Origin of the sequence: Blautia faecicola (genome assembly GCF_004123145.1) — a bacterium.
Classification (GTDB): Bacteria; Bacillota; Clostridia; order Lachnospirales; family Lachnospiraceae; genus Oliverpabstia; species Oliverpabstia faecicola.
In genome coordinates, this window is sequence record NZ_SDKC01000001.1 from 2,273,508 (window position 1) to 2,290,287 (window position 16,780).

Here is a 16,780-nt window from a genome sequence, read left to right on the forward strand (position 1 = left end):
TCAGTTTTCCATTACCAGTATAACCCATTTTCCATCCGATATGGTGAATTTCGCGTGAATAATTTCTAATATTTTTCTTAATTTAATTCTGAACACTCGTATCCTTTTTCTACTCGTGACGAAGTGCATCGATTGGATTCAGATTTGCTGCCTTAATGGATGGAAGCAAACCGAAGATAATACCGATTGCCATAGAAAATACTACAGCCAGTACACTGACAGGTACGCTGATTGCCACCGGAGTCTGAGACATCTTCGATATCACCTGTGACAGGATCACTCCGGCGATTACTCCAAGAACCCCTCCGATACTGGTCAGCACAGCAGCTTCTGTAAGAAACTGCCACAAGATCCTGTTTTTTCTCGCTCCGATTGCTTTTTTCAGACCGATCTCACTGGTACGTTCCGTAACGGATACAAGCATAATATTCATAACACCGATACCTCCGACCAGAAGAGAGATACTTGCGATCCAAAGCAGCTGTTTGTTGGTGTTTTCACTGACTTTCTGCAGGTTCTTAACTGTTTTCAACAGATCCGCCGCCTTATAAGAGACGTTGCCACTGTCAGCACCACTGCTGCCGGCACCGTCCATCATTTCCTCTTCAGAATCAATCATACCGGAACCGGTCTGTCCGGTTACCGCCTGATTCATAATGTCCTCCACTTTTTTTCCTACAGAACTCATCAGGTCTGTCTCACTAGCCATCACGCTGACTTCTTCCGGCTCATCATAATTATAGACAACCGGCCAGGTACTGTCCGGAATCAGCACGATTCCGTTGGTATTCTGATTATACGTATAGTAATCTTCCAGACTGTTGATCACCGGTTCGAAAGCATCTGACTTGCGGATACAACCGACCACGGTAAATGGTTCCCCACGGAGTTCTATGGTTTTTCCCACCGGATTGTCTCCCGGAAATAAGGTCTGCACTGCCACATCGTCAAGCAGCACCACTTTCCGGAACTCTTTAAAGTCGCGTTCTACAAAATCCCTTCCATTTTGTATTACATAACCTTTTGTTTTCAGAAACTCCGCATCCACACCGTACACACTTCCACTGTCCAGGCTGGTGTTCCGATAGGTGATTCCGTCCGCATACCCTCTGCGGTTATAAAAAGTCGCACTCTCAACCCCTTCAAGACTGCGAATCTGTTCTTTCTGTTCATCGGAAATCACGGAAATATTATCCGGCAGACCATTGTCCATCCAGTACTCACTTTCTCCCTGGTAAAGCCGTACATCCACATTGTTGTTTCCTGCACCGATCAGATTCTGTTTGATCTGCTCGTTGGTTCCCTGAATCGTAGATGCGATGGAAATGATGGAAGCGATACCTATAATAATCCCCAGCATGGTCAAAAAAGACCGCATCTTATGAGACCATATCCCCCGAAAGGCCAATCTGATATTTTCTAGCATTGTTGTTCCTCCCATCTGCCGTTAATAGTTATAAAGGTCATCAAGCGTACCTTCTTCTGTCTTTGCACCCTCTCTGACATCTTTTCCATAAGGAAATGTGATCTTATCATCCATACTCAGACCGCCTGTGATCTGATAACTGGATCCATACTGAATACCGCCAACCTGTACTATCTGTTTGGTCAGATGTCCGGTTCCGTCGTCCTTCATGACGTAATACTGGCCGTTTTCTGTCCGCACAAAAGGTTTCTCCAGATAGATTCCTTGTCCCTGTCCGTCGCCCTCATCCAGCAGTGTAAGTTCTGCCCAGCTGTTATTACTAAGTCCGCTTGCATCTGCAATGTATGCGGTAAAGGGATAGGAAGATGCATTGGCTCCGTCCTGTCCGTTATCGGATGGATACGGAGAAATTTCCCGTACTTCTGCGGTAAAGCTGACACCATTGTCATAACTGTATCCGCTCAGTGTAGCTCCCACTTTCAGTTTATTCATTTTAGATTCACTGACCGTTCCCTGCACATAAAGTCCTTCACTGCTGACCACCTGAATCAGCGGTTTTCCATCGTTACTTTCTTTTTCGGGATCACCGACTGTTTTCACCACACCATTTAATGTACTCTTAATTGTCTGGTTATTCAGCTTTTTCTGGATATCTTTAATCTCAAGATTGGCCTCTTTGATATCCAGCTGATAATCCCTGATTTCTTTTTCTTTATCCTTGATCTGCTGCTGAATCTCTGCAGCGGTTCCTCCATAAGAAGTTCCTGCATCACCGGATCCTGTCGTATCAGAACCAGTATCGGTAGTGATCACTTTTCTGCTTCCACTTCCCATTACGCTGGTAACTGTCAGATAGCGAATAGCGGCACTGTTTTTCTTTGTGCTCATTCCATCCACGGTATTTTCCTGTCCTGCCGTTTCCTGAGGATTGCCGGCTTCCGGTGTCGGTTCCGAGTTCTCTCCGGGAGTAACTTCCGGCGATACCGATGGTTTGGTTGGCTTTTCTTCCGGATTCGATGGTTCAGGTGGTTCCGGACTTTCTCCCGGCTTTGTTGGCTCACTTGGATCGGTCGGTTCGGTTGGCTCTCCCGGTGTCTCTCCACTTTGCTTTTTACTCAGATCCACCAGATATTCCCCGTCCTCTTTCACATCTGATGCAAAATCCTCATCTGCTCCGTTCTGTTCCCACGCCTTTATAAGATCACCATTTTCTTCTCGAACCTCAATACGAAAATATTTTCCATCTTCTTTTCTTTCCAGGAAAAAGCTTCCTTTCACAATACCATCTTTTTTCACCAGATAGGTCAGTGGTTTTTTCTCTGTTCCATCTCCCTGATAGGCACTGGCTCCTTTTTCAAGAACCGCTGCTGCTTTCAGATCCTCCGGCAGTTGACTATCACTGTCATCTGTTTCTTTTTCAAGATTCACCTGAAACCGCTCAGTATCCGCTACCTGAAAATCATCTTCTGTAATCTTCTGTCCCCAGATTTTTAGCAGCTCTCCATTGCTTACATCGCCCTCCCGGACTTCAATCACAAAGAAACACTGTTCCTCTGCCATTCGGTTTAAAAAGCTTCCCAGAATCACACCATCAGCAGCACACAGAAAATGATACGGTTCTTCCACCGTTCCCTCTCCCATATACGGTTCTGCCTCCGCTGTAAGCTCCTGATAAGCCTCTGCCGGCTCTTCCGGCTCCATGGACGGGTTCTCCGGTTCCTCGCCCGGATCTTCCGGTATGTCAAATCCCGGATCCTCATTGTCGTTATCACTGGACGGTTTTGTATTCTTTAATTTTGTAATTTCTCTTTTTGCTTTCTCTATGTTCAGTTCGATTCCCTGTTTTTCCAGTTTTTTCATTTCCAGATCCAGATTCTCCAGGGTCATATCATACGTGAGCAGATCATCGCCGACCTTTACCGTATCTCCTTCTTTTACATGTATTTTCTTTACTGTCTGTGAATCTGCCAGATAAATATTCTGTGATACATCTGAAGTAATATTTCCTGACAGACTGTTGTCGGACCATCCACCGCCACCTGACATGTCACTGACAGATACCACCTTTACCGTACTCTGACTGCTTGTTTTCACCGCATATACAGTCACCCCTCCAAGCAGGAGTACTCCTGCAGCAATAAAAGCCACAATCCATTTTTTCTTCATGGCTGCTCCTCCTTTTTCATTATGCCGTCGCGGATAATTACTTTTCTCTGTGCTTTCGCTGCAATCTCGCTGTCATGGGTGATCATCAATACGCTTACTCCTTCATCGTTCAGGCTCTGAAACAGTTCCATAACCTGTTCTCCGGAAGTACTGTCCAGGGCACCGGTCGGCTCATCTGCCAGAAGGATCTTCGGCCGGTTAACCAGTGCTCTGGCAATCGCTACTCTCTGTTTTTGTCCACCGGAAAGCTGATTCGGCTGAAAATTCACTCTGTCTTCCAGTCCTACACGGGTCAGTGCCTGCAGTGCCCGTTCCCGTCGCTCTTTTTTCGCAACTCCCGCATAGGTCAGTGGCAGTTCCACATTTTCCAGTGCGGTCTGTCTCGACAACAACTGAAAGTTCTGGAAAACAAACCCAATCTTTTTCAGTCTCAGATCTGACATTTCATTTTCCGTACATTTGCTGATATCCTGCCCGTCCAAAAAAAGCTGGCCGGAAGTCGCCTGATCCAGACATCCTACAATATTCATCAGTGTTGTCTTACCGGAACCGGAAGGTCCCATAATGGCCACATATTCTCCCTGTTCCATCTGAAAATCAATATGTTTCAGAACCGGAATCACCATTTTTCCCTGAAGGTAATCTTTGCAGATATCTTTTAACTCAAGAATCACTGTGCATCCTCCGTTCCTCCGATGACATCTTCGCTGCCATCAGCATTTGACTCATTCTGCTGCATCCCGTCTTCTGTGAGATCTTCCTGATTCGTCTCGCCGGAATCCACTCCATCCACATTCTCATCAGAAAGATCACTGCCGGAACCATCTTTTTCTGAGTAATCTTCATTCGAAAGATCCATATCGTCTCCATCCGTCACCGGGTTGCTCTGCCCCATCTGACCGTTGCTTCCCACTGCAGTCTTCATGCCTTCTTTTAATCCGTCTTCCGGATAAGTGATCATATCATCTTTACTCAGTCCATCTGCAATCTCATACTGGAAAAGTTCATCATCATGCTGTCCCAGCGTCACAGAACGCTTCTCCAGTTTTCCTTTTCCATCGTCAACCCAAACATATGGGCTGTCCGTATCTGCATCACAGATGAAAGATTCATCCAGCCAGATACCCGCCTTTTCCTCACTCTGTCCGTAATCGGCTTCCACATAAACATGCTGTCCAAGCATCAGCCCCTCAGAAGAATCCAGTTCTATATAGAACGGATAGGAATTGGACTGGGTGGATCCGTCACCGCTGCTGAAATAATAGCCATTATTGGAATCGTTGCCCGGATTTTCTGTATCTACTGCACCCATCGTTCCTTTCCAGGTGACAGAATCATCTACTCTGGAATGTATGATTACAGCCTGCCCCGGTGTTACAGATGCGATATTCTGTTCGTTTACCTTACATTTAATTCGAAAATCTCCCATTGCAATTATGGACATGAATGCCTGGCTGTCTCCTGAATAAGAATAACTGTCCTGATTTCCGTTATTGATGGATTTGACTACACCATCAATCTCACTGGTAACCTGACAGTTCTCGATGGAGTCCTGTAATTTCTGAATCTCCACCTGTTTGCTTTTCTTTTCATATTCGCTCTGTTTCAGTTCCATCTGGGCACTCTGGATCTGCATTGTATAGTCAAGCTGTGCATCATTTCCTGCACTCCTTTTTTCCTTTTCCAGTGCAGCAATCTCATTTTGTTTATTTCCGATATTGTTATCGATCCGTTCCAGCTCCAGCTTTGCTTTTTCCAGGTCTTCCTGTGATTTTTCTGTATCATAAGAGAATAACGGATCTCCCTTGGATACTTCCTGTCCGACTTCCACATAAATATCTTTTACTGTTTTATCCTGACTCTGCTGAATGTCCACCTGTTTCTGTGTTTCTACCACACCGGCAAAGCGATTCACTGCCCCGTTACCACTTCCCGGATTCATCAGATTATCTACGCTGTTTACATATACTACATTTTCCGTACTTTCATCCGATGATGTTCTGCCGAACAATGTCCGCGCACCGATTCCGATTACCACAACGGCTGCAACAGCTGCTCCGATAAGAATAATTTTCTTTTTCTTCATGTCTTCCTCCTGTATCTGATAGGTTCTCATGGTTTCAGTATATCATAGTACATTCTGCTCTTCCTTACTTTTTCTTTACATTTCTATGGACATTTCCGATAGTTACTGTTCACTCCGTGCCCAGCAACACGCTGCGCGATGCACAGAATTTATGCTGATCGCATAAATTCGCGCGATATGTCTCGGGTTTTCTGTGACCTTTGCTCACAAAAAACACCTCGCGGGATATTACCAGTGAATAGTAGCTTCCGATATTCTTTTCTTGCCATTTTCCCCTGCCCCCGGAGTTGACATTTTTCCTGGTTCTGTTATATTAAATCTGTTACCGCGATTCCGGTATTTTCTGAAAATACAATGCTTTATAGCAACTATTCAGTAGCCACTGTACCGCGAGGTGTTTTGGCATGAATATGCCAAAATCCCGAGACATACAAGCCAAAATGCTATCACCGAAGGTGATTTTAAATGTATTTTGGCTCGTAACTGTGAAGGTACTGAACAGTTACAATTTATATATATTAGGAGGTTCTTATGACACTTACCGGTATTCTTTCTTATCTGGCCGTTATCAATCTGACCGGCTTTGCCGCTTTTGGCATCGACAAATACAAAGCTATCCATCATAAATGGCGGATCCGGGAATCCGCACTGTTTGCCATCGCTATCCTTGGTGGAAGTGTCGGTTGTCTCATCGGTATGCGTGTATTTCATCACAAAACCCTGCATCCTTCTTTCCGGATCGGGATTCCTATGATTCTCATTGTGGAACTGATCGCCGGATGTGTGTGTGTTTATACCATCCGCAATCATACGCCATACCGGCAGGATCCTGTCAAAGTAGTTCGTCACGAACTTTCCTCTCTGTCCCACCGGAAAGAATCTGACATTGCAAAAACACTTAATGTCCATGATGTTTTCCCGTCTGCTGACAATAAACAGTCCGTATCTTCCGATATCACCTCTGTATTTGCTGATTTCTTTCATGATTTTTCATATCATATCAGAGATTTCTCGGAACAGGGGAATTCAGCTTCGGTCACTGTTTCCCTTACCACACCTGACGGTAAAACACTGGCAAAAGAATACTCCCGCCAGGTAATGATCAAACAGATTCAGAACTCTGCAAGTCCTGCTTCCGTAGATTTTTCTCTGGAAGACTGCTATCTGCTTCTTGGCAATGTTCTAAAAAACAATGATTATAAAAGCATTACCTCTGACTATACGATCACCCTCACCCGATCCGGAAAAGTCTGGAACATTGATTCCCCGAAAAGCCTGTCTGCTGCAGTAACCGGAAACTTTTCCACTTACGTGGCCGATGCTTCCCTGTTTTCCCCCTCTGAGATCATCGCGATCCATCTGGATACTCTGAAAGCTTTCGACACCGAACAATTAAACCGTTATCTGGCACTGGACTTCCTCTTCAATTCCGAAGATACTTCGAGCCGTTCCGTTGTCAAAGCCATCGCCAGTCAGCTTCTGAACTGCCTGGACTACTCCATCACGTCGGAACTCCTGTCTGAAGACGGTATGGATGCCTCTGTAGATCTGAATCTGACCAGTTGCGATTTTTCTTCTGTTGTATACTCCTATCAGGAACAATACACCGCCTACCTGGCGTCCTCCCAGGCTCTGGAAGACGGAACCGAAGGCCGCCAGACCCACGCCACCGCTCTCCTGACAGACTGTATCGCCACCAGCACTCAAACCACCACCACCCCTGTAACCATCCACCTGAACAACGACAGCAAAAACTGGCGCATCACCAAAAGCGACGAAATCACAACCGCCCTCCTTGGAAACCTGGAAGAAGCCCTCACCACTATTCTCACGCAGCCGGAAAGCTGATATCTGACATCACCCTGCCTAAGCTGCCACCGGCAACTTTCTTCGGATTCAGAACACTCAAACTTGAGCCACTGAATCAATTGATACAACACAACAAAAAGCAGATACAAAGATTATATTCTCCTTCGCACCTGCTTTTATTTATCTTTCCCCATATTTTCCCTTTTCAACACTGCTTCTTCTGCTCAGCAATTCGCTCTTTCCTAGAGCGTGTCTGAAAAATCATTTCCACAAACTGGGACTCGCAGCTCACGAAAAGCCTTTTTAGACACGCTCTAATCTTTAACATCCACCACTCAGTTTTTTGCCAAAACACAGCGGCAGGCTCCGGGTTTCCTTTGTCGCAACACTTTGTGGGCGCTTAGGGCAAGCTTTAAGATCCAGTCCTTAGAAGGACTTGACAGTGAGCGGCTCTCCGCGAACTGGCATTTAGTTCTTCTTAGGACTTAGCTTAAAGTTGCCCTGCCCACGTTGCGACAAAGGAAACCCGGAGCCTGCCGCGTCCCTCTGCCAAAAATCTGGCAAGAAACTCTATTTAATTATTCCTCACTGCGAATCGCAATCCCCAGCTCCTCCAGCTGTTTCTCATCCACCAGGTTCGGTGCCTCTGTCATCAGACAGGACGCATCCTTCACCTTCGGGAATGCAATTACATCACGGATACTCTCCTGTTTTGCCATCAGCATAACCAGACGATCCAGACCATAAGCCAGACCGGCATGAGGCGGAACACCATACTTGAATGCTGTCAGCAGGAAACCAAACTGTTCGTAGGCTTTTTCCTTGGTAAATCCAAGAACCTCAAACATTTTCTCCTGAATATCATCCTGATGGATACGCACACTACCGCCACCGATCTCAGTACCGTTCAGTACGATATCATAAGCTTTTGCACGTACACGGCCAGGATCGCTGTCGATATACTGCAGATCCTCTTCCATCGGCATGGTAAATGGATGATGCATCGCTTTGAAACGGTTTTCCTCATCAGACCACTCCAGCAGAGGAAATTCTGTGATCCATACAAAACGATATTCACTGCTGTCCAGAAGATTCATCTGACGCGCCAGTTCCAGACGCAGTGCCCCAAGTACATCCCAGACAACTTTATTTTTATCAGCAGCAAACAACAAAAGATCACCAGCCTGTCCGTCCATGGCTTCTACCAGACGGTTCATCTCGTCTTCTGTCATGAATTTTGCGAAAGAAGATTTTACAGTTCCGTCTTCATGAATGGCGATATAAGCCAGACCCTTTGCACCATAGTCTTTTGCAAACTCAACCAATTTGTCAATTTTCTTTCTCGGCATACTGCCCTGTCCCTTGGCATTGATACCACGGACAGTTCCGCCTGCTTCCAGTGCATTCTTGAATACAGCAAATTCACATCCGCGAACAACCTCAGATACATTCTGCAGTTCCATACCAAAACGCAGATCTGGTTTGTCAGAGCCAAAACGATCCATCGCATCCTGCCAGGTCATTCTCTGAATCGGCAGTTTCACATCCACATCCAGTACCTGTTTGAACAGGTAAGCCAGCAGGCGCTCATTTACATCGATGACATCGTCTACATCTACGAAAGACAGCTCCATATCGATCTGTGTAAATTCCGGCTGACGGTCTGCACGAAGGTCCTCATCACGGAAGCAGCGTGCGATCTGGATATAACGGTCATAGCCGGAGCACATCAGCAGCTGTTTGAACAGCTGTGGAGACTGTGGCAGTGCGTAGAAGTTACCCGGATGGATACGGCTCGGAACCAGGTAATCTCTTGCGCCTTCCGGTGTACTCTTTGTCAGCATCGGAGTTTCAATCTCCAGAAATCCCTCATTTGCCATAAACTGACGGATCAGTGTTGTTACCTGAGAACGCATCATCAGGTTTCTCTGAATATCCGGTCTTCTCAGATCCAGGAAACGGTATTTCAGACGCAGATCTTCTTTTGTCTTGCTGTTCTCTTCGATCGGGAACGGCGGTGTCTCTGCCTCTGCAAGAATACGCAGTCCGTTTGCACGAACTTCGATCTCACCGGTTTTTAAGTTATTGTTTACCGCACCGGAACGTGCTTCTACCACACCGGTCACTGCAATAACAAACTCACTTCTCAGTTTCGTTGCTTTTTCGAATCCTTTCGCATCGATGCTGCCATTTTCAAAAATCAGCTGTACGATACCGGAACGGTCTCTTAAATCTACGAAAATAATACCGCCTTTATTTCTGCTCTTCTGTACCCATCCCATCAGTGTTACGGTTTCTCCGATATTTGCTGTGGAAATCTCGGTACAACGATGGGTCCGTTTTAACCCTTTCATTGACTCTGCCATTGTTTCTTCCTCCAATATTAACACTCTATTCGTAACAGTGTGTTTTCACACCAATTACATTCTGTCTGCAAAGAATTCTACGATTTCTTCGTATCCCTCTTCTTTAAGCTGTTCCTTCTGGAACTTTTTGTTTTTCTTCATAACCGCAATCGTAACAACAGATCCGTTTTTCCGGTCTTCTTCTGCCTGTTTCAGAACTTTCATCATGCCCTCTGCCGGCATGTTTTTCTCAATCAGAAGTGCTTTCTTTGTTCCGATCTGTGGAACCTGGAAACCACGTTCCATCAGCAGCATGATAATACGCTCAAATCCGATGGAGAATCCGCATGCACAGGTATTATTTCCTGTGAATTTGCCGATCATCTCATCGTAACGTCCGCCACCGCCGACGCTTCCGCCGAACTCATCCATGGAAATCTCGAAGATCGGTCCGGTATAATAAGACATACCGCGTACCAGAGTCGGATCAAACGCAATCTTAAAGTCTGCAGCTTTCACAGCGTCCACACTGTTCATGATCAGTTCCAGACCGTCTGCGTATTCCGGATCCAGTACACCTTCCAGTTTTTCTTTTACATAACGTACACCCTGTACATCATTGGTGATTTTTTCAAACATAGCAAGATATTTATCCACACATGCTTTGTCAAATCCTTCTTTTTCCAGTTCTTCTCTGACACCTTCCAGACCGATCTTATCCATCTTGTCCAGAATGATAAATACGGTATCATAAGATTCCGGTGCAAATCCGCTGTAGGCAGCCATTGCTTTCAGGATTCTTCTGTCGTTGATACGAATCGTAAAGTTCTTGAAATCCAGTTTTCCAAGCAGGGTTGTGGTTGCCAGGATCAGTTCGATCTCTGCCAGATTGGTCGGCTCACCGAGAATATCAATATCGCACTGCATAAACTGGCGGTAACGTCCTCTCTGTGGACGGTCTGCACGCCATACATTTCCCATCTGCAGGGCTTTGAACGGTGACGGCAGTTCGTTGGCATGGTTGGAATAATATCTGGAAAGAGGCAATGTCAGGTCATAACGAAGACCTCCATCCACCAGATCCGCTTCACATTCCGCAGTCTCCAGTTTCAGTTTTTCTCCTCTTTTTAAAATCTTGAAGATCAGTTTTTCGTTTTCTCCACCCTGTTTGCTCGACAGGTTTTCGATATGCTCCACGCATGGAGTCTCGATAGATGAGAAACCGAAAGTACCGTAAGTTTCCTTTATCAGGCGAATCACATAATCACGGATTGCCATCTCTGCAGGCAGGATATCTTTCATACCTGTCACAGGTTTTTTCTTTAATGCCATAATGTAATCTCCTTTTCCTTATTCTTATGGATCATTCTTTGAAAGGCAAGAAATACCTTTACATCAAAATCTTTTATCTCTTCGATCATCATCTGCACCGCCGACTGGCTTTCAAAAGCCTTGCGGTACGGACGGTCTGAAGTCAGTGCTGCATATACATCACAGACACGGATAATACGGGCACCAAGCGGAATCCCTTCTCCTGAAAGATTGTCCGGATAGCCGCTGCCATCATAATTTTCATGGTGATGGCGCACCGCAAGAAGAATGGATTCTTTATAGCCTTTTGCTTTCAGAATCTCATAACTCGCCTGCGCATGAAGCCGGACATAATGGATCTCTTCTACGATCAGAGGCGCATCCATATCGTCCAGATCCTCCGATACCGCTTCTTTTCCGATATCATGAAGCATCCCCGCTACCGCAAGGTCATGGCAGAATTCTTCCGGTTCTCCCAGTTCTTTTGCCACCTGATACGCCAGGTTGCTGACCCGCATCCCGTGTATCAGCTGCTCATCCAGGCTGTACTGTAGCAGATGCTGCTGATTGACATATTTGTTCACCGCAATCATCCTTTTCCTCCGCATGTCTCTCTTTGGTGTCACCCGTTCAGATATTTCTCTATTCCCACTCTCTTCCGCTCGAGCATTTCATCGATCCGGAGAATATAATTGTTGACATCTTTTACATTCTCCACCCGTTCGATCCGGGTTCCGTGCTCAAACACAAATTTGGTGGATGCTCCCGCACCCGCCGCAAGAATGGTCTGTTTTTCTTCCATAATCAGTATATTGTATATTCCCGCTTTGTCAACCTCTGCGTAACCTACATTTTCAAAATTTCCCGCAATATTCTTCTGGCGGTACAGATAATACGGACCCATGCCCATATTTCTGGCACACTGCTGGGTCATCTCCATGATCTCCTGGCTGTTCTCAAACGACATTTCTTCGTATTTATCTTTGAACAGATTCAGTCTTGTCGCACGTTTCAGTGCCAGGGAATGGATCGTCAGGCTGTCCGGATGCAGGTTTTCTACCTCCTGCAGCGTATGCGCCACTTCTTCTTTTCCCTCTCCCGGAAGACCGATGATCAGATCCATATTGATATTGTCAAATCCCAGTTCTCTTGCCATATGGAAAATATTGACCGTATCTTCCACGGTATGTTTTCTTCCGATCACATCCAGCGTTTTCTGGTTCATCGTCTGCGGATTGACGGAAATTCTCGTCACCGGAAATTCTTTCATCACCTGCAGTTTTTCTCTGGTGATGCTGTCCGGTCGTCCCGCTTCCACGGTATACTCTTTGACCCAGGTAAAATCAAAAGTCGTCTGAATGTGAGAAAGCAGTCTGCGAAGCTGCTCCGGTTCCAGCGTCGTCGGCGTACCGCCTCCGATATAAACCGTCGTCAGTTTCCGTTCTCCCATCTCTTCCCGGATAAAGGTCAGCTCCTTGCACAGAGCATCCAGATATTCATCCACCCGTTTCGTCCACCGTTCCAACGGATGAGATCCAAAGGAACAGTACAGACAGATACTCGGACAGAACGGAATTCCTACATAGAGACTGTAACCGTTTTCATAGTCCAGATCCTGCAGCAACGCCTTCTCCCGGTTGGCAATCGTGATCGCCAGAGCGGTTTTTTCGTTGCTTACGCCATATGTTTCCCGCATATACTGCGCGATCTGTGTATTTTTCCATCCCTCTTCGAGAAGTTTCATCGGGATCTTCGTCGGCCGGATTCCGGTAAGATCTCCCCACGGAAGCGTTTTCCCGGTCACCTGGCACAGGGCGCCGTACACCAGACGTTTCAGCACGTTTTTCGTCTCCGGACGGTCTTTTTCATAATCCACAGCTACCTGCTGTCTGAAAATCTCCGTGCCGTCTTTTTCAACAGCCAGACAAATCTCCTGACTGCCATAGGCAACCAGGAGAAGCATCCCGTACGCTCCCTCCGGTTCTTCCTCTCCCTCATAGAACATCGTAACCTGTGCATGAGGATAAAAGGCTTTCACCAGAGAGTATACATCATATTCAAAATCTTTTTTATTAAATCGAATCGCTATATTGTTAAGCAAAAGGATTGTACCTCTTTTCATATCCTATTGTTGTTTCTTCGTTATGTCCCGGACAGACTCTCGTTGTCTCCGGAAGTTCTTTTAACAGGCGTTTCACACTCGCCTGCATATCGGCACCGCTTCCCGTCGGGAAATCCGTTCTTCCAACACTCTGTGCAAACAGCGTATCTCCGGAGAAGAGCACTTCTTCTTCCGGCAGATAATAACAGCAGCTTCCCGCCGTATGTCCCGGTGTGTGGAAGACTTCAATGGAAAATCCTGCAAGATCCAGTTTTTTTCCGTCACAGACCCACTGATCCGCCAGCAGTACATGAGCACTTGCCCAGCTTCCCGAAAGATTTTTCATCGCATCGGTGAGCACCTGCTGTTCCGCTGCACAGGCGATGACCGGGATCCCGTATTCGTCCCTCAGATCATCTGCCGCCAGCATGTGATCAAAATGACCATGTGTCAGGAGAATCGCCACAGGCTTTCCTCCCATACGGTTAATTTTTTCTTCGATCCGTGCACTCTCATCCGCCGGATCGACGATCAGCAGTTCGCCGTTTTCTTTATTTTTGATCAGCCAGGTATTGGTTCCTACCATCCCCAGTACCAGCTGTTCGATCACTGCTTTTTTCATAGTTTCGGATTACTCCTTTTATCAGCCGGTGGTACGTTCAATATCAAGGACACTCTCCACCTGACGGATCTTTTCCACGATACTGTTCAGTTCTTCCGTACTGTGTACATCAAATGTCATGGAAATCGTCGCACGTCCCTGTTTGCTCGTCCGGCTGTTGATAGTTGTCAGGTCGATCTTACGCTCGGTAAAGATCCTTGAGATATCGACCAGAAGACCGGTTCTGTTATTGGCATATACATTGATCTCTGCCGTATAAAGTCCGCTGGTCAGATTGCTGCCCTGCCACTCCGCATCGATCAGACGCACGCGTTCTGCCTCGGAAAGATTCATGACGTTGACACAGTCTGTGCGGTGGATCGTGACACCACGACCTCTCGTTACAAAACCGACAATCTCATCTCCCGGAATCGGGCTACAGCATTTTGCAAATCGTACTGCCACATCGTCGATCCCTTTTACAACGATACCGCCTTTTTCTTTCTTCACGATCGGCAGTTTTTCTTTTGCTTCCGCAGCTGCCTCCAGAACTTTCTCATCGGTGATCTCTTTTTTATGCTCTTTCTCGTAAGCCTCAATCAGCTTATTCAGAATCTGTCCTTCTTTTAAGCCTCCGTGTCCCAGTGCGGCAAGCACACTTTCCCAGTCACGGAATCCGTATTTACGCATCACGGCTTCCATGTATTTCGGCTTGGTCAGTTCTCCCAGTGTTCTGCCCTTTAATTTGGCATAGCTGGCAAGCATTTCTTTTCCTTTGAGGATGTTATCCTCTTTCCGCTCCTGCTTGAACCACTGGTTGATCTTATTCTTTGCCTGGGTACTTTTGACGATCTTTAACCAGTCACGGCTCGGTCCCTTGGAATTCTGTGAGGTGATGATCTCCACACGGTCACCGTTTTTGATCTCATACTCGATCGGAACCAGTTTTCCGTTGACTCTCGCGCCAACCATCTTATTTCCCACGGCACTGTGTACACTGTAGGCAAAATCTACGGTGCTGGAACCACGTGGAAGAGTCTTGACATCTCCCGCCGGACTGAAACAGTATACATTTTCATTAAAGAGATCCAGATCACTCTTTAACAGACTCAGGAACTCTTTGTTATCCGACATGTCCCGCTGCCACTCCAGGATCTGACGAAGCCAGCTCAACTTCTCTTCTTCCTGCTGTGCCACCGGTTTCTTGCCATCGGAAGCTTCTTTGTATTTCCAGTGTGCTGCAATACCATACTCTGCGGTACGATGCATCTCAAACGTACGGATCTGGATCTCAAAAGGTCTTCCCTTGGGTCCGATCAGCGTGGTATGCAGAGACTGATACATGTTCGGTTTCGGCATCGCAATATAGTCCTTGAACCGTCCCGGAATCGGCGTATACATCTCATGGATCACACCGAGTGCCGCATAACAGTCCTTGACCGTATCCACGATAATACGCACGGCAAACAGATCGTAGATCTGATCCAGCGTCTTATCCTGGTTGACCATCTTTTTATAGATACTGAAGAAATGTTTTACCCTTCCGTTGACCTCTGCCTGGATATCCGCCTCTTCCATGTGTTCTTTTACTTCATCCACAATGCCCTGGACAAACGCTTCCCTCTCTCCTTTTCGGAGATTGATCTTTTCCACCAGATCGTAATAGACTTCCGGCTTCAGATATTTTAAAGAAAGGTCATCCAGCTCGATCTTGATCTTGGAAATACCGAGACGCTGTGCGATCGGCGCATAGATATCCATCGTCTCTCTGGCTTTTTCCTTCTGTTTCGGCTCCGACCAGTACTGTGCGGTACGCATGTTGTGCAGCCGGTCCGCCAGTTTTACCAGAATCACACGGATGTCCTTTGCCATGGCAAGGAACATCTTTCTTAAGTTTTCCGCCTGTACTTCCACCTTATCCGCAGAATAATTCAGCTGTCCCAGTTTGGTAACACCGTCTACCAGAAGTGCCACCTCACTGCCGAACTCCCGCGTCAGATCCTCTGTTGTCATCACGGTGTCCTCTACGACATCGTGTAACAGTCCGGCAACGATCGTCTCTTTATCCAGCTCCAGATCCGCCAGAATGATCGCCACACACAGGGGATGAATGATATAAGGCTCCCCGGATTTTCTCTTCTGGCCTTCGTGCGCCTTTGCGGCGATCCGATAGGCCTTTTCGATCATGGAGATATCGGTGGACGGATGATATTTTCGAATACTGCGGATCAGTTCCTCATACAGCTGCTCCGGACTGGTAAAATCCTTCATGCATTTGACATTTGCTTCTACTTCTTCGATCTCCTGGATTCGTTCCTCTTCCGTTTTTGTTTTTCCATCTTCCATAGATTCACCACCTGTTTTCTTTATTTACCCTCGTAACAGATGACAGATTCCACATCGTAATCTTTCAGACGTTCTCTGCCTTTCAGTCCTGCAAGTTCCATCAGAAATACAATTTTTACAACTTCGCCGCCCAAACGTTCCACCATCTTTGCAGCTGCTTCTATGGTACCACCGGTAGCGATCAGGTCATCGATCAGAACGACTTTCTGCCCCGGTTTGATGGAATCTTTGTGCATCTCGATCGTTGCACTTCCATATTCCAGATCATAATCCTGGGAAATCGTCTCGCACGGCAGTTTTCCTTTTTTACGGATCGGCACAAATGGCTTATGTAAATTATATGCCACCGGCACACCGAAAATAAAACCTCTCGACTCGGTACCTGCGATCACATCCACGTCCACATCTTTGATTTTTTCCTGAATCGAATCGATCGCCAGCTGTAATCCGTCTGCATCCTGTAAAATACTGGTTACATCACGAAAGATAATTCCCGGTTCCGGAAAATCCGGAATACTTCTCACATATTCTTCAAGCTTTTTCATAACAATCTCCCTTCTTTATATGAAACTCACCCGTACCGGCAAGT

12 protein-coding genes are annotated in these 16,780 nt (G+C 46.4%); 1 reads left to right on the plus strand and 11 read right to left on the minus strand.

The genetic code is table 11. The annotated features are described in order from the left end of the window. Positions 1 to 109: 109 nt before the first annotated feature. From ETP43_RS10240 to ETP43_RS10255, 4 genes are read right to left on the minus strand one after another with little or no spacing between them, the layout of a single operon-like run. The gene (locus tag ETP43_RS10240) at positions 110 to 1,426 is read right to left on the minus strand and encodes an ABC transporter permease (protein ID WP_117525348.1); all 1,317 of its coding nucleotides are present in this window, start codon (positions 1,424 to 1,426) and stop codon (positions 110 to 112) included. 21 nt (positions 1,427 to 1,447) lie between these two features. Further along, positions 1,448 to 3,592, minus strand: a complete 2,145-nt coding sequence (locus tag ETP43_RS10245; protein ID WP_129257979.1) for a hypothetical protein — start codon at positions 3,590 to 3,592, stop codon at positions 1,448 to 1,450. After that, positions 3,589 to 4,266: an ABC transporter ATP-binding protein gene (locus tag ETP43_RS10250; protein ID WP_022399490.1), complete on the minus strand. Its 678-nt coding sequence runs from the start codon at positions 4,264 to 4,266 to the stop codon at positions 3,589 to 3,591. The genes ETP43_RS10245 and ETP43_RS10250 overlap by 4 nt, the downstream gene beginning before the upstream one ends. Beyond that, positions 4,263 to 5,678, minus strand: a complete 1,416-nt coding sequence (locus ETP43_RS10255) for an efflux RND transporter periplasmic adaptor subunit (RefSeq protein WP_207668923.1) — start codon at positions 5,676 to 5,678, stop codon at positions 4,263 to 4,265. The genes ETP43_RS10250 and ETP43_RS10255 overlap by 4 nt, the downstream gene beginning before the upstream one ends. Before the next feature lie 531 nt (positions 5,679 to 6,209). Here ETP43_RS10255 and ETP43_RS18065 point away from each other — a divergent pair. Continuing rightward, positions 6,210 to 7,526: a DUF1294 domain-containing protein gene (locus ETP43_RS18065; protein WP_129257981.1), complete on the plus strand. Its 1,317-nt coding sequence runs from the start codon at positions 6,210 to 6,212 to the stop codon at positions 7,524 to 7,526. Between the two features lie 539 nt (positions 7,527 to 8,065). Here ETP43_RS18065 and aspS read toward each other — a convergent pair. Genes aspS through ETP43_RS10295 form a run of 7 tightly spaced genes read right to left on the minus strand, consistent with a single transcriptional unit; the run spans position 8,066 to position 16,736 of the window. Continuing rightward, on the minus strand, positions 8,066 to 9,853 hold the full coding sequence (gene aspS, locus ETP43_RS10265; RefSeq protein ID WP_118567769.1) for an aspartate--tRNA ligase: 1,788 nt from the start codon (positions 9,851 to 9,853) through the stop codon (positions 8,066 to 8,068). 54 nt (positions 9,854 to 9,907) lie between these two features. Then, on the minus strand, positions 9,908 to 11,164 hold the full coding sequence (gene hisS, locus ETP43_RS10270; protein ID WP_129257982.1) for a histidine--tRNA ligase: 1,257 nt from the start codon (positions 11,162 to 11,164) through the stop codon (positions 9,908 to 9,910). After that, positions 11,155 to 11,736, minus strand: a complete 582-nt coding sequence (locus ETP43_RS10275; protein ID WP_243114254.1) for an HD-GYP domain-containing protein — start codon at positions 11,734 to 11,736, stop codon at positions 11,155 to 11,157. The genes hisS and ETP43_RS10275 overlap by 10 nt, the downstream gene beginning before the upstream one ends. Positions 11,737 to 11,765: 29 nt before the next feature. Beyond that, entirely contained in the window at positions 11,766 to 13,265 is a 1,500-nt protein-coding gene (gene hemZ, locus ETP43_RS10280) for a coproporphyrinogen dehydrogenase HemZ (RefSeq protein ID WP_129257983.1), read from the minus strand. Next, positions 13,237 to 13,866, minus strand: a complete 630-nt coding sequence (locus ETP43_RS10285; RefSeq protein ID WP_022399578.1) for an MBL fold metallo-hydrolase — start codon at positions 13,864 to 13,866, stop codon at positions 13,237 to 13,239. Before ETP43_RS10285 ends, hemZ begins: the two co-directional genes overlap by 29 nt. A 21-nt stretch (positions 13,867 to 13,887) precedes the next feature. After that, the gene (locus ETP43_RS10290; protein ID WP_129257984.1) at positions 13,888 to 16,191 is read right to left on the minus strand and encodes a RelA/SpoT family protein; all 2,304 of its coding nucleotides are present in this window, start codon (positions 16,189 to 16,191) and stop codon (positions 13,888 to 13,890) included. 20 nt (positions 16,192 to 16,211) lie between these two features. Then, complete coding sequence (locus ETP43_RS10295) at positions 16,212 to 16,736, minus strand: adenine phosphoribosyltransferase (RefSeq protein ID WP_022399580.1); 525 nt, start codon at positions 16,734 to 16,736, stop codon at positions 16,212 to 16,214. Positions 16,737 to 16,780: the final 44 nt, after the last annotated feature.